The sequence below is a fragment of the Paraburkholderia sp. UCT2 genome, from assembly GCF_014397665.1.
Classification (GTDB): Bacteria; Pseudomonadota; Gammaproteobacteria; order Burkholderiales; family Burkholderiaceae; genus Paraburkholderia; species Paraburkholderia tuberum.
The window spans coordinates 20,891-44,664 of record NZ_VZQO01000017.1; the positions used below are offsets into that span (position 1 = coordinate 20,891).

The 23,774-nt window shown below is 64.3% G+C and carries 26 protein-coding genes and 3 pseudogenes; 19 read left to right on the forward strand and 10 right to left on the reverse strand.

Going from position 1 to position 23,774, the window contains the following annotated elements; translation table 11 throughout:
- Genes F6X39_RS16015 through F6X39_RS16025 form a run of 3 tightly spaced genes read left to right on the forward strand, consistent with a single transcriptional unit; the run spans position 1 to position 5,468 of the window.
- Positions 1 to 3,186, forward strand: coding sequence for an efflux RND transporter permease subunit (locus F6X39_RS16015; RefSeq protein WP_187617316.1), 3,186 nt, complete (start codon positions 1 to 3; stop codon positions 3,184 to 3,186).
- A gap of 13 nt (positions 3,187 to 3,199) precedes the next feature.
- Entirely contained in the window at positions 3,200 to 4,867 is a 1,668-nt protein-coding gene (locus tag F6X39_RS16020) for an efflux transporter outer membrane subunit (protein ID WP_187617317.1), read from the forward strand.
- Positions 4,770 to 5,468 (forward strand): divalent metal cation transporter, encoded by a 699-nt coding sequence (locus tag F6X39_RS16025; protein WP_316251694.1) that lies wholly within the window; start codon positions 4,770 to 4,772, stop codon positions 5,466 to 5,468. Before F6X39_RS16020 ends, F6X39_RS16025 begins: the two co-directional genes overlap by 98 nt.
- Before the next feature lie 139 nt (positions 5,469 to 5,607).
- Here the strand turns inward: F6X39_RS16025 and flhC are convergent, their stop codons facing one another.
- From flhC to F6X39_RS16055, 6 genes and pseudogenes are all read right to left on the reverse strand, one after another.
- The gene (gene flhC / locus F6X39_RS16030; protein WP_018423439.1) at positions 5,608 to 6,177 is read right to left on the reverse strand and encodes a flagellar transcriptional regulator FlhC; all 570 of its coding nucleotides are present in this window, start codon (positions 6,175 to 6,177) and stop codon (positions 5,608 to 5,610) included.
- Between the two features lie 14 nt (positions 6,178 to 6,191).
- Complete coding sequence (gene flhD, locus F6X39_RS16035; RefSeq protein WP_184007179.1) at positions 6,192 to 6,512, reverse strand: flagellar transcriptional regulator FlhD; 321 nt, start codon at positions 6,510 to 6,512, stop codon at positions 6,192 to 6,194.
- Between the two features lie 817 nt (positions 6,513 to 7,329).
- A pseudogene (locus F6X39_RS16040) lies at positions 7,330 to 7,446 on the reverse strand (N-acetyltransferase); the annotation flags it as partial.
- Between the two features lie 41 nt (positions 7,447 to 7,487).
- Positions 7,488 to 8,336 carry a helix-turn-helix domain-containing protein gene (locus F6X39_RS16045; protein ID WP_187617318.1) on the reverse strand — a complete coding sequence of 283 codons (849 nt, stop codon included), beginning with the start codon at positions 8,334 to 8,336 and terminating at the stop codon, positions 7,488 to 7,490.
- Positions 8,337 to 8,424: 88 nt separating this feature from the next.
- Positions 8,425 to 8,727, reverse strand: coding sequence for an addiction module antidote protein (locus tag F6X39_RS16050; protein ID WP_018423436.1), 303 nt, complete (start codon positions 8,725 to 8,727; stop codon positions 8,425 to 8,427).
- On the reverse strand, positions 8,724 to 9,113 hold the full coding sequence (locus F6X39_RS16055; protein ID WP_222945232.1) for a type II toxin-antitoxin system RelE/ParE family toxin: 390 nt from the start codon (positions 9,111 to 9,113) through the stop codon (positions 8,724 to 8,726). Before F6X39_RS16055 ends, F6X39_RS16050 begins: the two co-directional genes overlap by 4 nt.
- 285 nt (positions 9,114 to 9,398) lie before the next feature.
- On the opposite strand from F6X39_RS16055, the gene F6X39_RS16060 reads away from it, so the two are divergent.
- From F6X39_RS16060 to F6X39_RS16085, 6 genes are all read left to right on the forward strand, one after another.
- Complete coding sequence (locus F6X39_RS16060; protein ID WP_176379337.1) at positions 9,399 to 9,767, forward strand: nuclear transport factor 2 family protein; 369 nt, start codon at positions 9,399 to 9,401, stop codon at positions 9,765 to 9,767.
- Between the two features lie 22 nt (positions 9,768 to 9,789).
- Positions 9,790 to 10,071, forward strand: coding sequence for a hypothetical protein (locus tag F6X39_RS16065; RefSeq protein WP_090806947.1), 282 nt, complete (start codon positions 9,790 to 9,792; stop codon positions 10,069 to 10,071).
- Between the two features lie 80 nt (positions 10,072 to 10,151).
- The gene (locus F6X39_RS16070; RefSeq protein ID WP_184025325.1) at positions 10,152 to 10,616 is read left to right on the forward strand and encodes an RbsD/FucU family protein; all 465 of its coding nucleotides are present in this window, start codon (positions 10,152 to 10,154) and stop codon (positions 10,614 to 10,616) included.
- A 36-nt stretch (positions 10,617 to 10,652) separates the two neighbouring features.
- On the forward strand, positions 10,653 to 11,060 hold the full coding sequence (locus tag F6X39_RS16075; protein WP_187617319.1) for a VOC family protein: 408 nt from the start codon (positions 10,653 to 10,655) through the stop codon (positions 11,058 to 11,060).
- A 102-nt stretch (positions 11,061 to 11,162) separates the two neighbouring features.
- Entirely contained in the window at positions 11,163 to 11,597 is a 435-nt protein-coding gene (locus F6X39_RS16080) for a DoxX family protein (protein WP_184054217.1), read from the forward strand.
- 94 nt (positions 11,598 to 11,691) lie between these two features.
- The gene (locus F6X39_RS16085; protein WP_090810195.1) at positions 11,692 to 11,964 is read left to right on the forward strand and encodes a hypothetical protein; all 273 of its coding nucleotides are present in this window, start codon (positions 11,692 to 11,694) and stop codon (positions 11,962 to 11,964) included.
- Positions 11,965 to 11,984: 20 nt separating this feature from the next.
- Here the strand turns inward: F6X39_RS16085 and F6X39_RS16090 are convergent, their stop codons facing one another.
- Complete coding sequence (locus tag F6X39_RS16090) at positions 11,985 to 13,445, reverse strand: MFS transporter (RefSeq protein ID WP_187617320.1); 1,461 nt, start codon at positions 13,443 to 13,445, stop codon at positions 11,985 to 11,987.
- Between the two features lie 67 nt (positions 13,446 to 13,512).
- Positions 13,513 to 14,814 (reverse strand): MFS transporter, encoded by a 1,302-nt coding sequence (locus F6X39_RS16095; RefSeq protein ID WP_187617321.1) that lies wholly within the window; start codon positions 14,812 to 14,814, stop codon positions 13,513 to 13,515.
- A gap of 293 nt (positions 14,815 to 15,107) precedes the next feature.
- On the opposite strand from F6X39_RS16095, the gene F6X39_RS16100 reads away from it, so the two are divergent.
- The 10 genes and pseudogenes from F6X39_RS16100 to F6X39_RS16140 all read left to right on the forward strand — a co-directional run bounded on the left by F6X39_RS16100 (position 15,108) and on the right by F6X39_RS16140 (position 22,604).
- Positions 15,108 to 15,815, forward strand: a complete 708-nt coding sequence (locus F6X39_RS16100; RefSeq protein ID WP_187617391.1) for a response regulator transcription factor — start codon at positions 15,108 to 15,110, stop codon at positions 15,813 to 15,815.
- A 47-nt stretch (positions 15,816 to 15,862) separates the two neighbouring features.
- A complete protein-coding gene (locus F6X39_RS36830) occupies positions 15,863 to 15,985 on the forward strand; it encodes a hypothetical protein (RefSeq protein WP_262414727.1) in 123 nt (40 codons plus the stop codon).
- A 112-nt stretch (positions 15,986 to 16,097) separates the two neighbouring features.
- Positions 16,098 to 17,054, forward strand: coding sequence for a 4-hydroxyproline epimerase (locus tag F6X39_RS16105; protein WP_187617322.1), 957 nt, complete (start codon positions 16,098 to 16,100; stop codon positions 17,052 to 17,054).
- Positions 17,051 to 18,208, forward strand: coding sequence for an NAD(P)/FAD-dependent oxidoreductase (locus F6X39_RS16110; RefSeq protein WP_187617323.1), 1,158 nt, complete (start codon positions 17,051 to 17,053; stop codon positions 18,206 to 18,208). Before F6X39_RS16105 ends, F6X39_RS16110 begins: the two co-directional genes overlap by 4 nt.
- Positions 18,195 to 18,470 carry a 2Fe-2S iron-sulfur cluster-binding protein gene (locus F6X39_RS16115; protein ID WP_187617324.1) on the forward strand — a complete coding sequence of 92 codons (276 nt, stop codon included), beginning with the start codon at positions 18,195 to 18,197 and terminating at the stop codon, positions 18,468 to 18,470. The genes F6X39_RS16110 and F6X39_RS16115 overlap by 14 nt, the downstream gene beginning before the upstream one ends.
- The gene (locus F6X39_RS16120; RefSeq protein ID WP_187617325.1) at positions 18,467 to 19,759 is read left to right on the forward strand and encodes an FAD/NAD(P)-binding oxidoreductase; all 1,293 of its coding nucleotides are present in this window, start codon (positions 18,467 to 18,469) and stop codon (positions 19,757 to 19,759) included. The genes F6X39_RS16115 and F6X39_RS16120 overlap by 4 nt, the downstream gene beginning before the upstream one ends.
- Before the next feature lie 157 nt (positions 19,760 to 19,916).
- Entirely contained in the window at positions 19,917 to 20,684 is a 768-nt protein-coding gene (locus F6X39_RS16125) for an AraC family transcriptional regulator (RefSeq protein ID WP_187617326.1), read from the forward strand.
- 17 nt (positions 20,685 to 20,701) lie between these two features.
- Positions 20,702 to 21,030 (forward strand): annotated as a pseudogene (locus tag F6X39_RS16130) (hypothetical protein).
- Positions 21,031 to 21,464: 434 nt separating this feature from the next.
- Positions 21,465 to 22,303: pseudogene (locus F6X39_RS16135) on the forward strand (RNase A-like domain-containing protein).
- A 10-nt stretch (positions 22,304 to 22,313) separates the two neighbouring features.
- Entirely contained in the window at positions 22,314 to 22,604 is a 291-nt protein-coding gene (locus tag F6X39_RS16140; RefSeq protein ID WP_187617327.1) for a contact-dependent growth inhibition system immunity protein, read from the forward strand.
- A gap of 273 nt (positions 22,605 to 22,877) precedes the next feature.
- Here the strand turns inward: F6X39_RS16140 and F6X39_RS16145 are convergent, their stop codons facing one another.
- Positions 22,878 to 23,132 carry a hypothetical protein gene (locus tag F6X39_RS16145; RefSeq protein WP_090810191.1) on the reverse strand — a complete coding sequence of 85 codons (255 nt, stop codon included), beginning with the start codon at positions 23,130 to 23,132 and terminating at the stop codon, positions 22,878 to 22,880.
- Between the two features lie 153 nt (positions 23,133 to 23,285).
- On the reverse strand, positions 23,286 to 23,618 hold the full coding sequence (locus F6X39_RS16150; RefSeq protein WP_090806920.1) for a hypothetical protein: 333 nt from the start codon (positions 23,616 to 23,618) through the stop codon (positions 23,286 to 23,288).
- Between the last annotated feature and the right edge of the window lie 156 nt (positions 23,619 to 23,774).

A 23,774-nucleotide genomic window follows, 5' to 3' on the forward strand; every position in this document is an offset into this window, starting at 1 on the left:
ATGAACATATCCAAATTCTTCATCGATCGCCCGATCTTCGCAGGCGTGCTATCGGTATTGATCCTGCTCGGGGGCATCATCTCGCTGTTCAAGCTGCCCATTTCCGAGTATCCGGAAGTGGTGCCGCCTTCGGTGGTGGTGCACGCGCAGTATCCGGGCGCGAATCCGAAAGTGATCGCCGAAGCGGTCGCAGCGCCGCTCGAAGAGCAGATCAATGGTGTCGAGAACATGTTGTACATGCAGTCGCAGGCCAATAGCGACGGCAATCTGACGCTGACGGTCACGTTCAAGCTCGGCACCAATCCCGACCTCGCGACGCAGCTCGTGCAGAACCGCGTCAATCAGGCGCTGCCGCGTCTGCCGGATGACGTGCAGCGGCTCGGCGTGACGACGATCAAGAGTTCGCCGACGCTGACGATGGTCGTGCACCTGATCTCGCCGAACGATCGCTACGACATGACGTATCTGCGCAATTACGCGCTGCTCAACGTGAAGGATCGGCTCGCGCGGATTCAGGGCGTCGGCGAAGTGCAACTGTGGGGCTCGGGCGATTACGCAATGCGTATCTGGCTCGATCCGCAGAAAGTCGCGCAGCGCGGTCTCACGGCGACCGAAGTCGTCAACGCGATCCGCGAGCAGAACATCCAGGTCGCGGCCGGTGTGATCGGTGCGTCGCCGTCGGTGCCGGGCACGCAGTTGCAGTTGTCGGTGAATGCGCGCGGCCGTTTGAAGACCGAGGGCGAATTCGGCGACATCATCGTGAAGACCGCGCCCGACGGCGGCGTGACTTATCTGCGCGATATCGCCCGGATCGAGCTCGCGGCGTCGGAATATGGCCTGCGTTCGCTGCTCGACAACAAGCCCGCGGTTGCGCTCGCGATCAATCAGGCGCCGGGTGCGAACTCGCTCGCGATTTCAGAGCAGGTGCGCGCGGCGATGAAGGAACTCGCCGAAGACATGCCGGCCGGCGTCGAATACCGGATCGTCTACGACCCGACGCAGTTCGTGCGTTCGAGTATCGAGGCGGTGATCCATACGCTGCTCGAAGCGATCGCGCTGGTCGTGATCGTCGTGATCGTGTTCCTGCAGACGTGGCGCGCGTCGATCATTCCGTTGATCGCGGTGCCGGTGTCGATCGTCGGCACGTTCTCGCTGCTGCTTGCGTTCGGCTTCTCGATCAACGCGTTGTCGCTGTTCGGCATGGTGCTCGCGATCGGTATCGTGGTCGACGATGCGATCGTCGTGGTGGAGAACGTCGAGCGCAACATCGAAAGCGGGCTCAGTGCGCGCGATGCGACCTACAAGGCGATGCGCGAAGTGAGCGGGCCGATCATCGCGATTGCGCTGACGCTCGTCGCCGTGTTCGTGCCGCTCGCGTTCATGACGGGTCTCACGGGCCAGTTCTACAAGCAGTTTGCGATGACCATCGCGATCTCGACGGTGATTTCGGCGTTCAATTCGCTGACGCTGTCGCCGGCGTTGTCCGCGCTGCTGCTGCGCAGCCACGGCGAGAAGGAAGACTGGCTGACGCGTGTGATGAACCGTGTGCTCGGCGGCTTCTTCAAGCGTTTCAACAAGGTCTTTCATCGTGGTTCGGAAGCCTACGGCCGCGGCGTGACCGGCGTGCTGAGCCGCAAGGGCGCGATGCTCGCGGTGTACGCGATCCTCGTCGGTGCAACCGTATTGGTGGCGCGGGTCGTGCCGGGCGGCTTCGTGCCCGCGCAGGACAAGGAGTATCTGATCGCGTTCGCGCAGTTGCCGAACGGTGCCTCGCTCGATCGCACGGAGAAGGTGATCCGCGATATGAGCGCGATCGCGCTGAAGCAGCCGGGCGTCGAAAGCGCGGTGGCCTTCCCTGGTCTGTCGGTGAATGGCTTCACGAATAGTTCGAGCGCGGGCATCGTGTTCGTCACGCTGAAGCCGTTCAAGGAGCGCGGCAACAAGAAGCTCTCGGCAGGCGCGATTGCCGGTGCGCTGAACCAGCAGTACGGCGCGATCAAGGACTCGTTCGTCGCGGTGTTCCCGCCGCCGCCGGTGCTCGGGCTCGGCACACTCGGCGGCTTCAAGATGCAGCTCGAAGATCACGGCGCGCTCGGTTACGCGGAACTCAACAAGGCTGCCGAAGCATTCGTGAAGCGCGCGGCGCAAACGCCCGAACTTGGGCCGACCTTCTCCAGCTATCAGATCAACGTGCCGCAGCTGAACGTCGATCTCGATCGCGTGAAGGCGAAGCAGCTCGGCGTGCCGGTCACGGACGTGTTCGACACGATGCAGATCTATCTGGGCTCGCTGTACGTGAACGACTTCAACCGCTTCGGTCGCGTGTATCAGGTGCGCGTGCAGGCGGATGCGCCGTTCCGTCAACGCGCCGACGACATCCTGCAACTGAAGACGCGCAACGCGGCGGGCGAGATGGTGCCGTTGTCGTCGCTCGTCACGGTGACGCCGACCTACGGACCGGAGATGGTGGTGCGCTACAACGGCTACACGGCGGCCGACATCAACGGCGGCCCGGCGCCCGGCTTTTCGTCGGGCCAGGCGCAGGCCGCGGCCGAACGCGTGGCCGCCGAGGTGCTGCCGCGCGGCGTGAAGCTCGAGTGGACCGACCTCACGTATCAGCAGATCCTCGCCGGCAACGCGGGCATGTGGGTGTTCCCGATCAGCGTGCTGCTGGTGTTCCTCGTGCTCGCCGCGCTGTACGAAAGCCTGACGCTGCCGCTCGCCGTGATCCTGATCGTGCCGATGAGCGTGCTTTCCGCGCTGACCGGCGTGTGGCTCACCGGCGGCGACAACAACATCTTCACGCAGATCGGTTTGATGGTACTGGTGGGCTTGTCCGCGAAGAATGCGATCCTGATCGTCGAGTTTGCGCGTGAGCTCGAACACGACGGACGCAGTCCGCTGCAGGCCGCGATCGAAGCGAGCCGTCTGCGTCTGCGGCCGATTCTGATGACGTCGATCGCCTTCATCATGGGCGTGGTGCCGCTGGTGTTGTCGAGCGGCGCGGGCTCGGAGATGCGTCACGCGATGGGCGTCGCGGTGTTCTTCGGCATGCTCGGCGTCACGCTGTTCGGCCTGATGCTGACGCCGGTGTTCTATGTGGTGCTGCGTTCGCTCGCGGGCGGGACGATTCACGTCGCGCAGAAAGATGCGCCGCGCTACGGCGCGCCCGTTACGGACGCCTGAGGAGAAAACAACAATGAAACGCTTTGAATCTCGCTTTATATCTTTGCGCGGATGGGGCCGCGCGGCCGCGAGCGGTTTGCTGATCGCCCTGCTGGCCGCTTGTTCAGTCGAGCCGACGTACAAGCGTCCCGACGTCGATACGCCGGCGGCGTTCAAGGAAGCGCCCGCGATGGCGACGTCGGCTGCGGCGGCGTCGGGCGTGGCGGCTGGTTCGGCCGCGCCGGCGCAAAACACCGGCACGTGGAAGCCGGCCCAGCCCGCCGACGACGCCCTGCGTGGCGAATGGTGGAAGGTGTTCGGCGACCCGCAGCTCGACGCGCTCGAAGAGCAGGCCGCCGCCGCGAACCAGGACCTGAAGGCCGCAGCCGCGCGCGTGCAGCAGGCGCGCGCGGTCACGCAGGCGGCGAAGTCCGACTGGTTCCCGAAGCTCGACGCGGGCTTCGGCCCGACCCGGGAGCGCGCGTCGGCGGCGTCGCAATTCCAGCCGGACAGCGCAGGCGGCACGACGGGCACGATCTGGCGCGCGCAGGTCGGCGCGTCGTATGAGGCCGATCTGTTCGGGCGGGTCAGCTCGAACGTGAACGCGTCGCGCTCGGACGAGCAGCAGAGCGAAGCGCTGTTTCGCTCGGTGCAGCTGTCGTTGCAGGCCGACGTCGCGCAGAACTACTTCCAGTTGCGCGAGCTCGACACCGACCAGGATCTGTATCGCCGCACCGTCGCGTTGCGCGAGGACACGCTGAAGCTCGTCGAGCGGCGCTTCAAGGAAGGCGATATCAGCGAGCTGGATCTGTCGCGCTCGCGCAACGAGCTCGCGAGCGCGCGTGCCGATGCGGTCGGCGTCGCGCGGCAACGGGCGGCCTCGGAACATAGCCTCGCGATTCTGCTCGGCAAGCCGCCCGCGGATTTCTCGTTCGCGGAAGAACCGCTCGCGCCGGTGGCGGTGCGCGTGCCGCCGGGTTTGCCGTCGGCGCTGCTCGAACGCAGGCCGGACATCGCGGCAGCCGAACGCGCGATGCAGGCAGCGAATGCGCGCGTCGGGCTCGCGAAGTCGGCGTTCTTCCCGAAGCTCGACATCACGGGCGCGTTCGGCTTTGAATCGGCGACGCTCGGCGATCTGTTCATGTGGTCGAGCCGCGCGTTCATCCTCGGTCCGTTCGCGGGTACCGCGCTGACGGTGCCGATCTTCGACGGCGGCCGCCGCAAGGCCAATCTCGCGCAGGCCCGTTCGAAGTACGACGAGGACGTCGCGCAATATCGCCAGCAGGTGCTCGTGGCGTTCCGTGAAGTCGAGGACAATCTTGCCGATCTGCGCTTGCTCGACGATCAGATGCGCGAGCAGAACGACGCGGTCGATGCGTCGCAGCGCGCCGCGCATCTGTCGCGCACGCAGTACACGGAGGGCGCGGTCAGCTATCTCGACGTGATCGATGGCGAGCGGCAGGTGCTGCAGTCGCAATTGCAGGCGAGCCATCTGGCGGGCACGCAGGCGGTCGCGACCGTGAATCTGATTCGCGCGCTCGGTGGCGGTTGGGGCGATGTGACGGCGGGGGATACGGCGGTGGGGGCGGCGCCGGTGCCGGTTGGTGCTTCCGGCGGCGCGGCGGCTTCGCTGGCTGCGGCTTCCGGCTCTGCGGCCGGAGCCGCATCGGTTTCAGCGCAGCAGCAGGTGGCGAAGCGCTGAATTCCTAAGCCTGTTGGCAAGCGCTTCATCGACCACATCAACGACGCTTGGCATTATCGGCGCGACGGTGATGCCGCATAACCTGTATCTGCACTCGTCGATCGTGCAGACCCGCGCGGTGAAGCGCGATCCGGCCAGCATCCGCTCGGCGATCGGCATGTCACGCATCGACACGATCGCATCGCTCGTGATCGCGGCGCTGATCAACATGGCGATCCTGATTCTCGCGGCCGCCCACGACCAGGTCACGCAGATCGAGGACGCCTACCGGCTGCTAGCGCCGATCGTCGGCACCGGCTTCGCCGCCTTCCTGTTCGCGATCACGCTGCTCGCGTCGGGACAAAGCTCGACGTTCACCGGCACGGTGGCGGGGCAGGTCAACATGGAAGGTTTCCTGAAAATGAAGATTCCGTGCTGGCAGCGGCGCTTCATCACGCGAGCGCTCGCGCTGTATCCGCTGATCCGCATGACTAGCGACCGCTCGCTGATGGGCGAATTCGCCAACACGCTGCCGACGCGCCTGCTCGTGTGGATGCTGTTTGTTGCGATCAGTGCGGCGAATCTGTGGCTCGTTGTCCAGACGGTGGGGCTGGCCGGTTGATCTGAACGACCGGCCTTCGGCACGCCGGTTTGCCCGGCGCGAAGGCGAAAAAAATCCGCGCAGTTCAATCACTGCGCGGAATCATGTGAGCTTCGGTTTGAATCGGATCGAGCGCGTCTCGCGACGGCGAATCGATCGGTCAAGCGGCCTGCGCAACCTGCGCCGCATCGAGCGCTTCCCGGCGCGCGGCTGCTGCCTTCTTCGTCTTGCCGGCACGCGACGGCGGCTGGCAGGCGCCGCACACGACATTGTGCTGCAGGTCGTGCTTGTGCGCGACGAACTTGCCGGTACAGCGGCAGCATCTGGTCAACTGCAGGATGTCGGCGTCGAAGAAACGCACGAGCGTCCACGCGCGCGTCAGATCGAGCACCGGCTCGGTTTCGCTGTGCTGACAGTGTTCGAGATACAGCCGATAGCCCTTGGTGAGCGCATCCAGATGCGAGCAGCGCGCTTCGTTCTTGAGGAACAGGTACGTGTTGTAGAACAGCGACGCGTGAATGTTCGCGAGCCACGTCATGTACCAGTCCGCCGAGAACGGCAGCATGCCCTTGGGCGGCGATACGCCCTTGACCTCGCGATACAGGCGGATCATACGGTCGCGCGACAGCGTCAACTCGCTCTCGAGCACCTGCATGCGGGCGCCGAGCTCGATCAGTGCGATCGCGCGAAATACTTCCTGTGCATCTTCGGTCAGGCTTCGCTTGAGCATTGCAGTCACCTCGATCAGGCAAATTGCTCGGCGGGCTGGCCTGCAAGCAGGATCGCCGTGTGGGTCGGTGCAACTGCGGTGTGCTTCGTCGTTTGCGTCAACGCCGACAGCATCGCGTGGTCGTTGAAGCGGAAGAAGCACAAAAGCTGGTCGGAAGCGGCCAGCTTGACGATTTGCGCGAGCGACAGCCCGGCAAGCAAGTCAGCCAGTTCCGACGACAGTCCCAGCCGGAACATTCCGACCGGTTTGTCCTCGCGCAACATGCGTTGCGCGAGCATGATGTAAGACAAGTTGATCTCGCGGATTGAATCCAGCGTCTCGCTGCTACGGTCCATTTTGTCTGTTTCCGAAGCCCCGAATTACTATGTCGGCTTTGCGCCGTTATGTCTTTTCTGCCTCGCCGGCAACGTGGCCTCCGGCTACATGTTGCTACCTGCTACAGACAGCGAACATTTGATACAAGACGTTACATTTCGTAACAGCTCGGGACGAATTGTATGAAGGCTAAAACCAGAAATCAATCCCTTCTCAAAAAAATATCTCAAAAAACTACATCATTTTTCGGTAAGTTTTTCACGCCATTGTAATGAATGATGCCAAGTGAATTTATAGCCTTTCGACACTGGCCTCTATTCCATGAAAACCCTTGCTGGATGGGCATCCTACGCGACTGTCCGAGACGTGCGTGCGCACCGCGCGGCGATCGGTAAATTTGTTTTGGATTAGAAAGGAACAGAAAGCGATGGAATGGACGGTAATAAATACTCGTGCTGGGTGGCGCGTGAGGGGCGGATGGAGCCTGTAACCGTATGAAGCGTCCCCCGTTACAAACTACGCAAACGAGGGCCGGATTTGTAACGGCTCGATGAGGATGGGCAGCCGGTCTGTCGCACGCGTTCGACCCCGAGACCGAACAGCGGTGGCAGACGCGTACCGATCACGTTGCGGACGGAGGCTGCGAGAAGCCAGTGCCGTGCAGGCTGCCTGACATGATGTCTGTGCAATAGGACGACATTACAACGTTGACGAGGCGCCGGGAATGGCCGCAAGGAGGCGTTGTCAATGATTCCCGGGGGCGCTATGCGAGGAATCGCGCCATCAGATCCTCGTCATGGAACACCCCGTCGACGTTCAAGGCGCCGACTTCGCACGGCTTTGTCCGAACGAAGCGGGGTGCGCCTTCAGCCCGCGCAGACGAAGCTGGAAATAGGCGTCCCGGTCGGCGGGTCCGAGTTGGCGGATCAACAGGGTGTCGGCGTTGACGGACATCTCACTTTTTCGTGGTGAGTGGAGTCGAGGTACGCGAGCGGCTAGCCGCGCTGGTGTTCGACAAATTCGCGCAGCGCCGACGCGGTTTGCTGATCCGCCGGAAAGAACGCCTCGATGGCGAGTTCCGACAGCGTAACGTCCACGGGCGTGCCGAACACCGTGGTGGTGCTGAAAAACGACAGCACGCCAAGCGGCGTACGCAGCCGCAATGGCACGGCGATCTGGTTGAGGACTGCATCGTCCAGCGTCGAGGCGTCTGCATCCGGCGGCGCGGGGTAGCCGGCCAGTTCGTCGCGCAGTGCGCTCAGCGTGTCGTCGCCGCTGACGTCGATCTGCCGTTGCAGGCGGCCCAGCACATGCTCGCGCCACGCATGCCAGTTGACGATCGACGCCGCAATGCCTTGCGGATGCAGACTCAGGCGCAGTGCGTTGACCGGTGGCTTCAACAGTTCGGGACTCGCGCCGCTCAACAACGGCGCAATCGCATTGTTGGTCGCGACGATGGTCCAGTGCCGGTCGATCGCGAGGGCCGGGTAGGGCTCATGTCCTTTGAGCACCAGTTCGACGGCTTCGCGTGCGGCGGCGAGCTGCGGGTCGGAGAGGGGACGTTCGCGAAACAGCGGCGCGTAACCGGCCGCGACGAGCAGAGCATTGCGCGCGCGCAACGGCACGTCGAGGCGCTCGGCGAGATGCATGACCATTTCCCGGCTCGGTAGCGCGCGCCCCGATTCGACAAAGCTCAGATGGCGGGTCGAAATGTCAGCCTCCGTGGCGAGCAGCAACTGACTCATGCGCCGCCGCTGCCGCCATTCGCGGAGAAGTTCGCCGACCGCCCGAGTGCCGATCGGCGCGGATGATGGAGCCGCTTGTGCAATAGAGAGTGTGTTCATGCCACCGATCATAGTCAAAGCGTGCAAGCAATCGATTACCTGAGAGGTAATGCCCCGCCAATTTCAGTCAACGAGACGCGTGCCCGGCTCAGGCGGCAGCCAGGCGCAACGGCACGGCGGTGAATTTGACGCCGATCGCACTCGCCAGTTTGAGGACCGTGTCCATGCGTGGCTTGGAGCCGGGCGCGAGTGTCTTGTAGAGGCTTTCGCGGCCCAGGCCCGCTGCCGCGGCGATCTTCGTGATGCCGCGTGCCTTGGCGATATCCGCGATGGCGGCGAGCAGCAGATCGGAGTCGCCTTCGTCGAGGGCGGCGTTCAGATAGGCCGCGACCATTTCGTCGTTGTCGAGGTACTTCGATGCATCGAAGCGTGCCGTTTTGATCTTGCTCATGACCGTTCCTTTCCGATGGTTGTCCACATTGCTCCGGCATGCCTGATATCCGCCTGCTGCGTGGACTTGTTACCCCCGCAGAGCAGCAGATACATCATGCGTTCCTCGCGCGCGTAGTAGACCCGGTAACCCGGCCCGCAATCGATGCGCATCTCGAACACGCCGTTTTCCAGCAACTTCGCGTCGCCGAAAAGCCCGCGTTCCGCGCGGCGGATCCGCACGAGAATTTGCGCCTTCGCCTTGAGGTCGGTGAGGCCGTGAAGCCAACGGTCGAACTCTTCGGTGCAGTTGATCGTGTACACGCGCGGTGTTTCGATCTGCGGATGATTGTATCTCCGGGGATACGGTCGTGCAAGCGAGAAAAGCGTCTCGATAAAGCGGTCCAAGCGGCCCTCCTGTTCATTGCATTGCCCGCCTCGCGATGTCGTCGGCGGGCTTCGATGAGTCACTTGAGGTTAGCGGTGCGAAGGTTCTTTGACGACTCGGCCGAATGACCTATTTGGCGAGAAAAACAGTGAAAAGCGCTGCGTGACAGCGAAGGCTGCATCCGCTTGATTACCTCTCACGTAATCGACGCAATGCACGCGAGCCGTCAATCTTCATTCCGAGCCCGCCGCATGCGATGCGCATGCCGCGCGAAGTGCTCAGTCCTGTCAATCGAGGAGTTTGAGATGAATGCGCATACCGATTTGATCGACCGTTATTTCGATACCTGGAACGAGACCGATGGCGCGCGTCGTCGCGAGTTGATCGCGGCAACGTGGAGCGCCGATGCCGACTATCGCGACCCGCTGCTGGCGGGCGCGGGCCACGATGGCATCGACGCCATGATCCGCGCGGTGCATGAGCGTTTTCCGCATCACACGTTTCGCCGTACGACCGACGTCGACGGCTTCGCGAATCGCCTGCGCTTCTCGTGGGCACTGACGACCCCCGCGGGCGAGGCGATCGTGAAGGGCTCGGACTTCGGCGTGGTGGACGCGCATGGGCGTCTGCAAGCGGTCACCGGTTTTCTCGACGAAACCCCCGGCGCCGCCTGAGGCGTTTTTCACGGAGACGATCATGCATGAGCCCGCCGCTGCCAAGCCCGCACAAGTCCATCTCGCGTTGCTGCGCGTCGCGGCCGCGCTCGATGCGTTATCGAGCGCGATCGCCGGTTTCGCGCTGCTCGGCGGCGCGCGGGCGTTCATGTTCATCGCACTGCTCGGTTGGCGCGAGCCGGTGCTCGGCGGCGCGGGGCTCGTGCTGCTCGCTCTGGTCGGATGGCTGCGCTGGCAATGCGGTGCGAGCGCAGCGCCGCAAGACGTCCGGCGCGCTTGCTACAATCGATCGTCGTGCGGATGAAGCGTGACACGCATCGTCTTGCGCAAAGCTCACGACCTTACCCCCGCAGCATGTTCCCAACCGAACGACCTGGAGACCCCGTGCTGAAAAATCTGGACCCGCTACTGAACGCCGATATCCTGCACGCGCTGCGCTCGATGGGCCACGGCGACGAGCTCGTGATCTGCGACGCCAACTTCCCGGCCGACGCCGTCGCGCGCGATACCGTGCTCGGCAAGCCGCTGCGTCTCGACGGCGTCAGTTCGCCGCGCGCGATCCGCGCGGTGTTGTCGGTGCTGCCGCTCGACACCTTTATCGAGCATCCCGCGTCGCGCATGGAAGTGGTTGGCGAGCCGCACACGATTCCCGCGGTGCAGCGCGAAGCGCAAGCCGAGGTCAACGCGGGCGAGGGGCGCGAGGTGCCCTTCGTGTCGATCGAGCGGTTCGCGTTTTACGAGCGTGCGCGCCAGGCATACTGTGTGATCGCGACGGGCGAGGAGCGCGGCTACGGCTGCTTCGTATTCACGAAGGGCGTGTTGCTCGCGCCGGACGCGCCACGCGCATAGTCGCTACCACCTTTCTCGATTCATCACGACAAACCCATGAGCTTCCAGCTAGCCAGTCTCGATCATCTCGTTCTGAACGTCGCCGACGTCGAAGTGAGCGCGGCGTGGTACGCGCGGATGCTCGGCATGCGACGCACCGAGTTCGCGTCGCGCACCGGCACGCGCGTGGCGATGAACTACGGTAATCAGAAGATCAATCTGCGTCCCGCGTCGGCCGATACCGTCGCTTGGATCACGTCGCGCGAGGCGGTGCCGGGCACGGCGGACCTGTGCTTCGTGACCACCGCAAGCCCGGACGACGTCAAGGCGCACTGGCTTGCGCAAGGCGTCGCTATCGAGGCGGGGCCGGTGGAGCGCGACGGCGCGCGCGGCAAGATGACCTCGGTGTATTGCCGCGACCCGGACGGCAACCTGATCGAGGTCGCCACGTATCCGTCAGCTTGAGCGGGCTTGGAAATCGCGGCCATTGCTCATATGCTCAGGGGCGAGGCGGGGAACTGAGCCCGTCCATTCGGGTCTGCTGCTTATTCATTACAGGAGTCCCCCATGTCGCGTCCCGTCGATTTCGGCATTATTTTCATCGCCCGTCTTGCGCTTTCCGTGCTGTTCCTGTGGAGCGGGGTGATGAAACTGCTGGGCTATGCGGGCTTCGTCGGCTACCTGCATTCGAAAGGCGTGCCGTTCGTGCAGATCGCCGCGCCGATCGCAACCGCGATCGAGGTGCTCGGCGGCCTGCTGCTCGTGGTCGGCTTCAAGGTACGGCCGCTCGCGCTGGTCATGGCGGCGTATACGGTCGCGACGGCGGTGCTCGGCCACGACTTCTGGAATATCACCGACCCGGCCTTGCAGCACGACATGGTGATTCATTTCTGGAAGAACATCGGAATCGCGGGCGGTTTCCTGCTGCTGTTCGTTACCGGCGCGGGGCGTCTGAGCATCGACAACGCGCGCGCGCCGCGCGGCGGACTCGGCGGCCTGTAAAGCGGGCTGTAAAGCGTGAGCGCGCGCAGTCGGCGCGGCCCGCATCCTGCTACACAGCAGGATTTCCAATCCGCGCCAATCATGGGAGCAGATGATGATTCAGAACTTCGAGCAAATGATCGGCGGCAAGCTCACGCAACTGTGCGCGAGTCTCGGCGAAGGGCCGACGCCGCATCGTGTGATCATCAGCCTCGCCGAGTCGGCGAAGACGCTGGTGGTTCTGGATGCGTCCGGATTCATCGGCACGCTGAAGGCGGACATCGAGGACCCGGAAAAGCTGCTCGCGGATGCGATCGCCAAAGCGCGCAACGAAGGCCTGATCGAGCGCGCAATCGCTACCGGCACGATTCAGGAGGCGTCGCTGTAGGCGCCTGCATCACACACCGCTTACTTACTCGCGGCGCTCGCGCCGCGCGCAGACGATGCCGCCGCGTGCGGCTCCGGATGCACGAAACACCCGAGCACGAGACCCAGCACCAGCAGTCCCACTGAAATAGCCGTCGCCGCTTGCATCCCCGGCACGATCTGCGTCGCGGCCGCACCGCCCGCGAGCGCGCCGAAGGCCGCCACACCCACCGCGCCGCCGGCCTGGCGCGCCGTGTTCAATACCGCCGACGCCGTGCCCGCGCGCCGCGCTTCGGTCGATGCGAGCACCGCCGTGGTCATCGCCGGCACTGCGAGTCCCATGCCCGACGGAATCAGCAAAAACGGCAGCAGCAGGCCAATCAGCGGCGTCTCGGCGCCGACGAGATGCAGCAGGCCATAGCCGAGACCGGCCGTGATCGCGCCGAGGATCATCGGCACGCGTACTCCCAGGCGGCCGATCACCCAGCCGCTCGCGACGTTCGAGATCAGGAAGCCGCCCGTCAGCGGCAGGAACGCGAGGCCCGCCTGCAACGGCGTGTAGCCGCGCACGCGCTGCAGGTAAAGGCTCAGCACGAACACCATGCCGTAATACGTCAGATTCACGCAGATGCCGAACAGCACCGCCGCGCTGAACGTGCGCGTGCCGAACAGCGACAGCGGCAGCATCGGGCGCGCGACGCGCGCTTCGACGAACACGAACGCACCCGCCGCCAGCAGCGCCAGCAAGAAGCCGCCGGCGACCAGCGGATGCGCGAGCCCGAGCGGCCGCCATTCGATCACCGCGGCGACGAACGCGGTTAGCGCGACGATCGCGAGACACTGGCCGCCGAGATCGATGCCGCGTGGCGTCGCGCCGGTGTTGCCGCGAGCGGCGGCCGGCACGCCGCCTTGCGAGGTTTGCGGACGCGGAATCCACAGCAGTGTCGCGAGCAGGCCGGCCGCGCAGATCGGTAGATTGACGAGAAAGATGCTGCGCCAGCCGAACGCGGCGATCAGCAGACCGCCAGCCACCGGTCCGGCCGCGATCGAAATCGCGCCGGAGGCGGTCCACAGGCCGACCGCGCGTGCCCGCAGCTTCGGTTCGTGGCCGAACGACTGATTGAGCAGCGCGAGCGAATTCGGCAGCATCGCGGCCGCGCCGATGCCTTGCACCGCGCGCGCGGCGATCAGCATCGGGGCGTCGAGCGCGAGCCCGCAGGCCAGCGACGCGAGCGCGAACAGCACGATTCCGCACGCATACATGCGCCGCGCGCCGAAGCGGTCGCCGAGCGCGCCGGCCGACAGCATCAGCACCGCAAACGCGAGCGTGTATGCATCGACGACCCATTGCAGGCCCGCGACGTTCGCGTGCAGGTCCGCGCCGATTCGTGGCAACGCGATGTTGACGATGGTCACGTCGAGTTGCGTGACCACGAAGCCGACGCTGACGGTCGCGAGAACGCGACCGAGGGCGGGCGAAAAGGAGGGTGTGGATGAGTTCATGACTGCATCGTAAGCCCGATGCAGCGCGCCACGTTTCGGCGTGGCGTGAAGTATGGATGTCGCCGGATCAACGCGCCCGCGGCGCATCCTTGATGAACAGCGTGGTCAGTGCGCCCAGCACGCAGATCGCCGCGACGTACAGCGGCGCGGCCAGCGGGTTCGACTTCATCATCAGCGATACGGCGATCGGCGTCAGACCGCCGAACACCGCATACGCGACGTTGTACGAGAACGAGATGCCCGAGAAGCGCACCACCGGCGGGAATCCGCGGACCATCACGAGCGGAATCGCGCCGATCACGCCGACGAAAAGTCCGGCCAGTGCATACAGCGGCACGAGCAGGGACGTATCGACGGCCAACTGGCGAAACATCACGTAGTACGTGATCGCAAGCGCAACACCGCCGACGAAAATCGTGCGACCCGCGCCAATGCGTCCGGCGATCGAACCGGCCACCACGCAGCCGATCGTCAGGCACAGCGTCGCGACACAGTTCGCGAGCAGCGCGGTGGCCGGCTCGATGTGAAATTGCTTTTGCAGCAGCGTCGGCGTCATCAGGATCACGACGACGATCGCCGCCGACAGCATCCAGGTGAGCAGCATCGACACGATCACCGCGCGGCCGTGATCGCGCAGTACGGCCTTCAGCGGCACTTCCGCGGCGATCGCCTTGCGTTGCTTCAGTTCGGCGAACACCGGCGTCTCGTGCAGCCAGCGGCGCAGATAGACCGAGAACATACCGAACACGCCGCCGATGAGGAACGGAACACGCCACGCATATTCGAAAATATCGGCCGGCGTGAAATGGCGATTGACCGCCGACGCAATCAGCGAGCCGAGCAGAATGCCCGCCGTGAGGCCGGCCGTCAGCGTGCCGCACGCATAGCCGACGTGCCGCCCGGGCACATGCTCTGCGACGAACACCCATGCGCCCGGGACTTCGCCGCCGACCGCCGCGCCCTGCATCACGCGGAACAGCAACAGCAGCACCGGCGCGAGCACCCCGATGCTCGCGTAGGTGGGCATCAGGCCCATCAGCAGCGTCGGCACCGACATCAGCAGCACGCTCAGCGTGAACATGCGCTTGCGGCCGAACAGGTCGCCGAAGTGCGCCATGATGATGCCGCCGAGCGGCCGCGCCAGATAACCGGCCGCGAAAATGCCGAAGGTCTGCACCTGACGCAGCCAGTCCGGCATCGCCGCCGGGAAGAACAGCTGGCCGATCGCCGGCGCGAAGAAAACGAAGATGATGAAGTCGTAGAACTCGAGCGCTCCGCCGAGCGCGGCGAGACCGAGTGTCTTGTAATCGCTGTGCCCAAGCGGGCGGGGGGTGACAGCCTGCGCTCCACCCAGATTTGTCGCTTGCATTGCCATGTCTTTTGATGAATTGTGAGCCACGCGGGAGACGCGTGGACATACGGCGTTCGTCGGGCGAGAAGTGTGGCAGGCGCTGGGTAGAGCACGGGACACGGGCGCGCCGTCCTGATAGGGCGGGCGCGCTGACGACGGAGGCCGGCGCGGATTTTACAGGATGAAAGCGGAAGTCCTGCGGAAGCGCCCAGTTGGGCGAAGAAAGCGGCGGAAAATCGGAATGCTCCGAAGGGAGGGACCGGGGTGCGGCTCGGAGAATGGCCTGCATGTCCTTGTCGAGAGTCTATCCCATGCGCGTTGCAGTTCTTCAGCGTGACCCGGTCATGCGTCAGTCCATTAAATCAAGTCTGGTGAGAGCCGGCCATTTCTGCGCGGCCTATGACGACGGCGTTGCGATGTCGAGGTCGCTCGTGCGCTCCACGATGGATCTGCTGGTGCTCGACTGGCAGGAGATGCGGCCCGCCGGCGCGGACCTGTTGCGCTCGGTGCGCCGCGTGGCAGGCGAGCACGTGCCGATCATGTTCGTGTCGAACGACGGCTCGGAGGAAAGCATGGTGCGCGCGCTCGCCGGCGGTGCCGACGATTACCTCGCGTTGCCGCTGCGGGACGCCGAGTTTCGCGCGCGAGTCGCGGCGCTTCTGCGGCGCGCGTATCCGGAGCGTTTCAGCGCCGCGACCTGTTTCGAGATCGGCCCCTATTGCTTCGACACGATCCGCCGGGCGGTCACGCTGCGCGGCGAGCCGGTGCCGCTGTCGCCCACCCAGTACCGGATCGCGGCGCTGTTCTTTTCCAACGTCGATCGCGTGATGTCGCGCGACCATATCTTCGCGACGGTGTGGGGCCGCGAACTGCGCGAGTTCACGCGGACCATCGACAGTCACGTGTCACGGCTGCGTCTGCTGCTCGCGATCGAGCCGCACAATGGTTTCCGGCTGCAGCCGGTATACAGAAGCGGCTACCGGTTGCTGCAGCTTCACGACCATGTGCTCAGGGAGTGAAGATTCGCAGTCGGCGCGCACGGCATGAGGTCGCCACGGCCAGGTATATGCTGAAATCCGCGTTGCAGCCCGTCGCGCTCGCCAGCGGTGTTCATTCTCCTTACGTGTCCGTATCGGTTAGCCGGGTTGCCGCGTTTGTGCCGATGGTCATCGACGCCGATACCGAATAGCGGGACGTTTCGCGCGCCGCGCGCGCGGCGGCTCACGCATCGCGCCGCTATGCCGAGATCGTCTCAATCCGCGCGCACGCGCACCAAGACCCACCGGCCCGCGATTCCTACCATGGGCGACATGAAAACCCTCAACATCATCGACTCGCACACCGGCGGTGAGCCCACCCGCCTCGTGGTGTCGGGTGGCCCGGATCTGGGCGGCGGCACGCTCGCGCAACGGCTCGAGGTGTTCCGCACCCGCTTCGACGACTGGCGCGCCGGCATCGTCACCGAACCGCGGGGCTCGGACGTGGTGGTCGGCGCGTTGCTCTGCGAGCCCGACGATCCGACTTGCGCGGCCGGCGTGATCTTCTTCAACAACGTCGGCTATCTCGGCATGTGCGGGCACGGCACCATCGGGCTCGTCGTGTCGCTCGCGCACATGGGGCGGATCGGGCCGGGACGACACCGCATCGAAACGCCGGTCGGCATAGTGGAGGCGACGCTGAACGAAGACGGCGGCGTCGCGGTGCGCAACGTGCCCGCGTATCGCCACCGCAAGGCGGTGCAGGTCGACGTGCCAGGCTATGGCGCGCTGAGCGGCGACATCGGCTGGGGCGGCAACTGGTTTTTCCTCGTCGCCGAGCATGGGCACGAGCTCGAAGCCGCGAACATCGCGAGCCTGACGGCTTTCAGCTCGGCGATTCGCGACGCGCTGATCGCACAGAACATCACCGGCGCGAACGGCGCGCTGATCGACCATATCGAGCTGTTCGGACCGGGTTCGCGCGAGGGTCTCGACAGCCGCAGCTTCGTGCTGTGTCCCGGCAATGCGTACGACCGCTCGCCGTGTGGCACCGGCACGAGCGCGAAGGTCGCGTGTCTCGCGGCCGACGGCAAGCTCGCCGAAGGCGCGGTGTGGCGCCAGGAGAGCATCATCGGCAGCGTGTTCGAGGCGAGCTATCGCACGGCGGGCGACGGCGTCCACGTGATTCCGACCATCACCGGTCACGCGCACATCATGGCCGAAGGGCGTCTGTGTTTCGACGAGCGCGATCCGTTCGCGTGGGGTATCCGGACCGCATGAGCCCGGACGCGCTGATCATCGGAGCGGGTATCGTCGGTGCCGCGTGCGCGGCGGAACTGGCCGCGCTCGGCATGCGCGTCGACGTGCTCGATGCGCAGCGCATCGGCGGCGGCGCGACGGCGGCCGGCATGGGCCATATCGTCGTGATGAACGACTCGCCCGCCGAATTCGCGCTGAGCCGCTATTCGCGCGAGCTATGGCTCGAGCTCGCGCCGCAGCTGCGCGCGCGCGACGCGTTCGCGCGCTGCGGCACGCTGTGGGTCGCAGCCGACGACGAAGAACGGCAAGCCGCCCGCGCAATGCAGGCGGCGTTTGAGAGCCAAGGCGTCGCCGCGCAATTGCTGGACTCGGCCGAACTGCGCGCCTGCGAACCGGCGCTCGCACCATCGATGGCGGGCGGCTTGCGCATCGAGCACGACAGTATCGTGTATGCGCCGACCGCCGCCGAATGGCTGCTCACGCAGTCGCCGCATGCGGCGAATATCAGCGTGCGACCCGGAGCGCCGGTCGCGTCGGTCGGTGCGGGTGGCGTGACCCTGGCGTGCGGCGAGCGCACCAGCGCGGCGCACGTGGTCGTCGCGAACGGCCTCGGGGCGGCGCAATTGTTGCCGTGGCTGCCGTTGCAGCCGAAGAAAGGCCATCTGCTGATCACCGACCGCTACCCGGGGCTGATCCGTCATCAACTGCTCGAACTTGGCTATATCAAGAGCGCGCATCACGCGACCGGCACGTCGGTCGCGTTCAACGTACAGCCGCGTCCGACCGGGCAACTGCTGATCGGCTCGTCGCGCCAGTTCGAAACAACCGATCCGGCCGTCGAGATGCCGGTGCTCGCCCGGATGCTGCAACGCGCCGCGCAGTATCTGCCGCGGTTGCCGGCGCTCAGCGGCATCCGCGCGTGGACGGGGTTTCGCGCGGCGTCGCCGGACGGCCTGCCGCTGATCGGACCGGCCGGCGAGTTCGCGCCCGACGTCGGCGCTGGCTCCGCATCCCGCCTATGGCTCGCGGTCGGCCACGAAGGGCTTGGCGTGACGACCTCGCTCGCGAGCGCGAAACTACTCGCGGCGCAGATCGCGGGCCATGCCGCGCCGCTTCCGTGCGAACCTTATCTACCGGTGCGTTTTGCAGAGCAGGTGGCCCATGACCGACACTGACGCGGCCCGCATCCGTTTGAGCGTCGACGGCCGCAGCATCGAAGTGAAACCCGGCACGACCATAGCCGCGGCGCTCGCGATCGCGGGTGTGCGCGGCTCGCGGCTGTCGGTCAAGGGCGAGCCGCGCGAAGCCTTGTGCGGGATGGGCGTGTGCCAGGAGTGCCGCGTGACGATCGACGGCCACGCGCACGCGCTCGCGTGCCAGACGCTATGCCGCGACGGCCAGCGCGTGCAGACCCGAAACGGGACAGTACACGCATGACGCAGCACTTCGACATCGTGGTGATCGGCGGTGGTCCGGCCGGACTCAATGCCGCGCGAGCGGCGGCGCAGGCGGGCGCGACGGTCGCGCAGATCGATGACAATCCGCGCGCCGGCGGCCAGGTCTGGCGCCAGGGGCCCGCCTATCCGCCTCAAGCAGCGTTGCATGTGTTGCTCGCGGCGTTGCAATCGCAGCAAAACTTCACTTACTGGCCATCGACTCGCGTGATCGCGCCGCTCGGCGCGCAAGGCTTGCTGCTCGAATCCGCCGAACACGGCGGCGTGTCGATCACCTATGACAGACTGATTCTTGCGACCGGCGCGCGCGAGCGTCTTCTGCCGTTTCCCGGCTGGACCTTGCCCGGCGTGACCGGCGCGGGCGCATTGCAGGCGCTGATCAAAGGCGGCATGCCGGTGCGCGACGAACGGATCGTGATCGCCGGCAGCGGCCCGCTGCTGATGGCCGCGCTCGCCACCGCGCGAGAGGCCGGCGCGCGCGTGATCGCGGTGGTCGAGCAGGCATCGGCGGCCGAGGTCGCGCGTTTCGGCGTGTCGCTGCTGCGCGAGCCCGCGAAGCTGCGTCAGGCGATCAGCCTCACGCGCGGCTTCGCGGGACTGCGCTACTGGACCGGCAGCATCGTGAGCGAAGCCCGTGGCGCGCAGCGCGTGCAACAGGTGACGATCCGGCGCGGCGAACGCGAGGTGACGCTCGATTGCGACCGCGTCGCGTGCGGCTTCGGACTGCTGCCGAACGTCACGCTTGCCCAGGCGCTCGGCTGCGCGATCAACGACACGGGCGAAATCGTCATCGACGACGGACAGCGCACCTCGCTCGAACGCGTTTATGCAGCGGGCGAGTGCACGGGCGTCGGCGGCGCTGAGCTCGCTGGCGCGGAAGGCGAGATCGCCGGTCTCGTGGCGAGCGGCGCGGCGAGCACGCAACGCGCCGCGCTGGCGGCGCTCGTCGCGCAACGCGCTCGCTGGCGGGGCTTTGGCGGACGCGTCGCGGCGTCGTTCGCATTGGGCGAGGCCGCGCGCACGCCGCCCGCCGACGCGACGCTGTTGTGCCGTTGCGAGGACGTGAGCGTCGGCGAGGTGCGCCGCTGCGCCGACTGGCGTGACGCGAAACTGCAGACGCGCTGCGGTATGGGCCCTTGCCAGGGGCGCATCTGCGGCGCGGCCGCGAGCCTGTACTTCGGCTGGCCGGCCGCCGCGCCGCGTCCCCCGTTCAGTCCGGCGCAAATCGGCACGCTGATGAGCGCCGCCGAACCGCCGACTGCGGCGCCATGACGGCTCCGCGCTTACCCTCGGTAGATATTGGCGGGCGACGCGCGGCTCTATAATCGACCGCAATCAACCGCACGAGCGGGCTGCCCGGCCGCACCGGCGCAGCGATCCGCGCGCAACCTAACGCAATCAACCAGGCACGCACCCACGGAACCGCACGATGAACACGCTGGCGCATCCGCTCGAAACCGACGATACGACGCTGTCCGGCATGCTGTCGCATTTCAGGTTGCTCGAGCCGGTATTCGATGCAATGCCGGACGTCGTGTTCTTCGTCAAGGACGCCGACGCGCGGTATGCGCTCGTCAACCGCACGCTCGCTTCGCGTTGCGGCTTCAAGGAAAAGGCCGCGCTGCTCGGCAAGACCGCGGAAGACGTGTTTCCGCGCCGCTTCGGGCGCATCTATACCGCGCAGGACAAGGCGATCATCGGCGTCGGCAACCAGATGCTCGATCAGCTCGAACTGCATCTGTATCCGGGCCGTCAACCGGGCTGGTGCCTGACCTGCAAACAGCCGTTGCGCGATGCGACCGGCAAGGTGGTCGGCCTCGCCGGCATCTCCCGCGATCTGAAAGCCGACGAACGCAGCCATCCGGCCTACAGCCGGCTTGCCGCCGTCGTGCAGTCGATCCAGCAGAATTACGTGCAGCCGCTGAACCTGAAGCAGCTTGCGGCGATGGCGGACATGTCGGTCGCGCAGCTGGAGCGCTACTTTCACAAGGTGTTTCATCTGACGCCGCGCCAGGTGCTCCTGAAAACGCGACTCGATGCGGCGACCGCGCTGCTGGTGTCGCACGACAAGGTCACCGACGTCGCCGCGCGTTGCGGCTACACCGATCACAGCGCGTTCACACGGCAATTCAAGGCGACCGTCGGCGTCACACCGACCGAATACCGGATGTTGCTGCACGGTACGCTGCGCGGCTGAACGGCGTCGCACGTGTCATGGCGGGTCGCGCGCATCACTACTACGTATACGTCGTCGCGCTCGACGACAAGGTGTGGAACGAGGCGCGCTTTCGTCGCGCGAATCCTGGTTACCGTTTCGACAAGCCGTGCGTGTACGTCGGCATGACGGGGCTCGACCCGGACTTGCGCTTCGATCGGCACAAGGCGGGCATTCAGGCGAATCGCTTGTGCGCGACTACGGCCTGCGTCTGATGCCCGAACTGTACGACGTGTTCAACCCGATGCCTTACCGCGGCGCGCAGGATATGGAAGTGGAATTGGCGATCGGGCTGCGCGAGGCGGGGTATGGGGTATGGCAGGCTTGAAAGGCTGGACGCGGCCGAATTCCATTTTGACGAGCGTGCTCAATGTGCTCGCCGCCATGCGATGACGCTTGCCGGCACTACCAATGCGATGGCGACGATATATCCCGAAACGATCAGCACAAAATTGCCCCAAGCCTCGACATCGTAGGCGTCGGGCTCCCAAAGCGATTCGTGGCGCTTTTTAATGAGATCGAGAGACGCGTTACGAATTGGATGTTTCCTGGTTTCTAAGGCATCTGGCTTCTCGGATTATTCGAGCCGATATGGGTGCACAGTTTCTATGTGGTTTGCCAGCGATCATCTTGATCTTTCGTGCTTGCTTAAAACGCTTTATAAATTACAGCATGTTCTGTCAGAATCATCCGTCGCCCATAGCCAGATGGCGAATCGACCTGTTAGCGTGAAGATCCAATAGTAATAAGAGGATTTTTTGCATGTCACAGGCGAATGAATCAGACGGTGTCCGCATTGTACTGAGTGCCCCGCAACTGGCAGCTGTACTGGCCCGTCAGTCAATTAGCCCGACTGAGATGCTTGCCAACCGACTATGGGGCGGTTGGCAGGTTCTCGGCGGTGTACTGGAAATGGTCGGCGCGGGTGCATTATGCGTGCTGCCAGAGCCGACGATGGCAAGCAAGGTCGGTTGCGTCGTGTTTGGCGTGCATGGCTCGGACACGGCGGTGGCGGGTCTGCGACAGGTCTGGACTGCGCAGGATACCAGCACGCTCACCCAACGCGGTGCCGCAAAGCTTGCCGAGGCGATGAAAGCCAGTCCTGACATGGCGAACAATATCGGTCTGTCGCTTGAGATGATCGTGCCCTTCGGCTTCGCTGGCTCAATCAAAGCTGCACGCGCGGCGAGCGTCACGATGGGCCGGATCGATCTGGAAATGCACGAGGCGAAAGCGCTCCATCCAAGGATTGGTGGGCACACACACTCGAAAAGCATGTGGGGCGCACTGAAGTGCAGTTGCGCGAGCGACTAGTACGTGAACCAAAGCGGCAAACGGTTTCGTCGTTTAGGAATTTGCAGTGTGCGCAATGGGCAATTTCAGAGGTTATGCGGTACGACGCGTCTCGCATCAAAATATGGGCGCAGTCTGCATCTCGGAACAAGCCACTCGAATTGGAAAAAGATGTGGGGAGGAAGGTCGGTTACGGAATATCCAGAAAAACAGGTGTTTTGACAGAAATGAGTATCGTGCACGTGGTTCTGAAATATGAAACCTACAACGGCATGCCATACTACGTTCTGACGGCGTATCTATACTGAGGTCGGATAAATGCGACATTCTGAGTATCCTGAACTGAGCCAACTATTTGGTGTTTATCTGAATCAGGATTTCGATATATGGGGTGATACCATTCCTGCTATTGTTGCATGCTACAAAAGAGATAGTCCGGTGGCTGACCATAAATCAATGCTTGCTGAAATAGACAGGTTTGAGAAAAGGCACCCACATGATCTCGATGTTGCATTCGAACAGATGTATGGGCACGAGTTCGCTCCAGAGCCGTGGGGTCACACGACCGCCTCATTTCTTCAGGAGTTGAAGCGACTCCTAAGCGAGTAGTCCCCGATCGCACCATCTGACGGTGCGTCTACAACCTATGTGCGGGACTACGGCTTACGGCTGATGCCCGAACTGAACTATACGAAGTGTTCAACCCGATGCCTTACCGCGGTGCGCAGGAGATGGAAGTGAAGTTGGCGATCTCCGAAAAGGAAACAGCCCGATCAGAGTAAGCCGATCGGGCTGTTTTGGTCGGGCTGACCATCTCATTAAAGCCGCGTCAACGCAAAGCGCTGACGCGGCCTCGGATGACCGGGTCGCGAGCCGATCTGCTTACTTCACCCCAAGCCCTCGCAACACCGCATTACCCTCGGACGTCAGACGGATATGCGGCGTGCCCGCATCGTTCGAAACGGTCTCGACGAGACCTGCTTCGTAAAGCTGCGGAATTTCGGGTTTTGCGGATGCATCGATCGGCGCGTGCAGCAGCAGCAGCAGCGTCGCGAGTTCGTGATGGCTCAACAGACGGCGCAGGATAGTAGGCCGTTTCGCCGGTGTTTCGTTGGTGTTGATTTCGGGCTGATTCATGGAGCGCACCTCGTGCGGGGACATGTCCGGGGATCTTGCGGACGAAGTCTTAAACGATTCTTAAGACTCCATTGTCCTGTAACACCGTGACATGAACGTTGCAATGGATCAGATTCCGGCGCCTGCAACTTCGCCTTTATGCGCCACAAAGCCTTATGGCGCGCAGGTTTTGCTTGCCGATTCGATCCACAGGTTGCTTACATGACGCTTGCCCGCATAGAAACGGTAAGTTGTCGCGCCGTTGTCGCTGCGTACCTTGACGACGTTCGAGTCGCCGAAGTCGAGCATCTGACCCTGCGGGATCCCGGTCGACTTGAACGCGGCGTTGTGATGATTGGCCATCTGCGTCAGACAGGCGACCACGTCGTCGACGGAACGCTGTGTCGTCGTGTCCGTGACGGGTTCACCGGAATCCGGGTCTTTCTGGAAATACGCGCAAGCGCTGAGCAGTAGCGAAAGGGACAGGACTGCAGCGAACTTCTTCATATCTCTCCTGGCGTTGATTCGGCGATTCGGCTGAGCAGGCGCCATTATATCGAGACGGCGAGCCTGCCCCGATCGGGGACGCAGGTCGCGTGCCTGAAAAGACGAAATCCGTATCGACGCGGCGACCTCCAATGACGAAGCCGCGGTCGTGCCTCC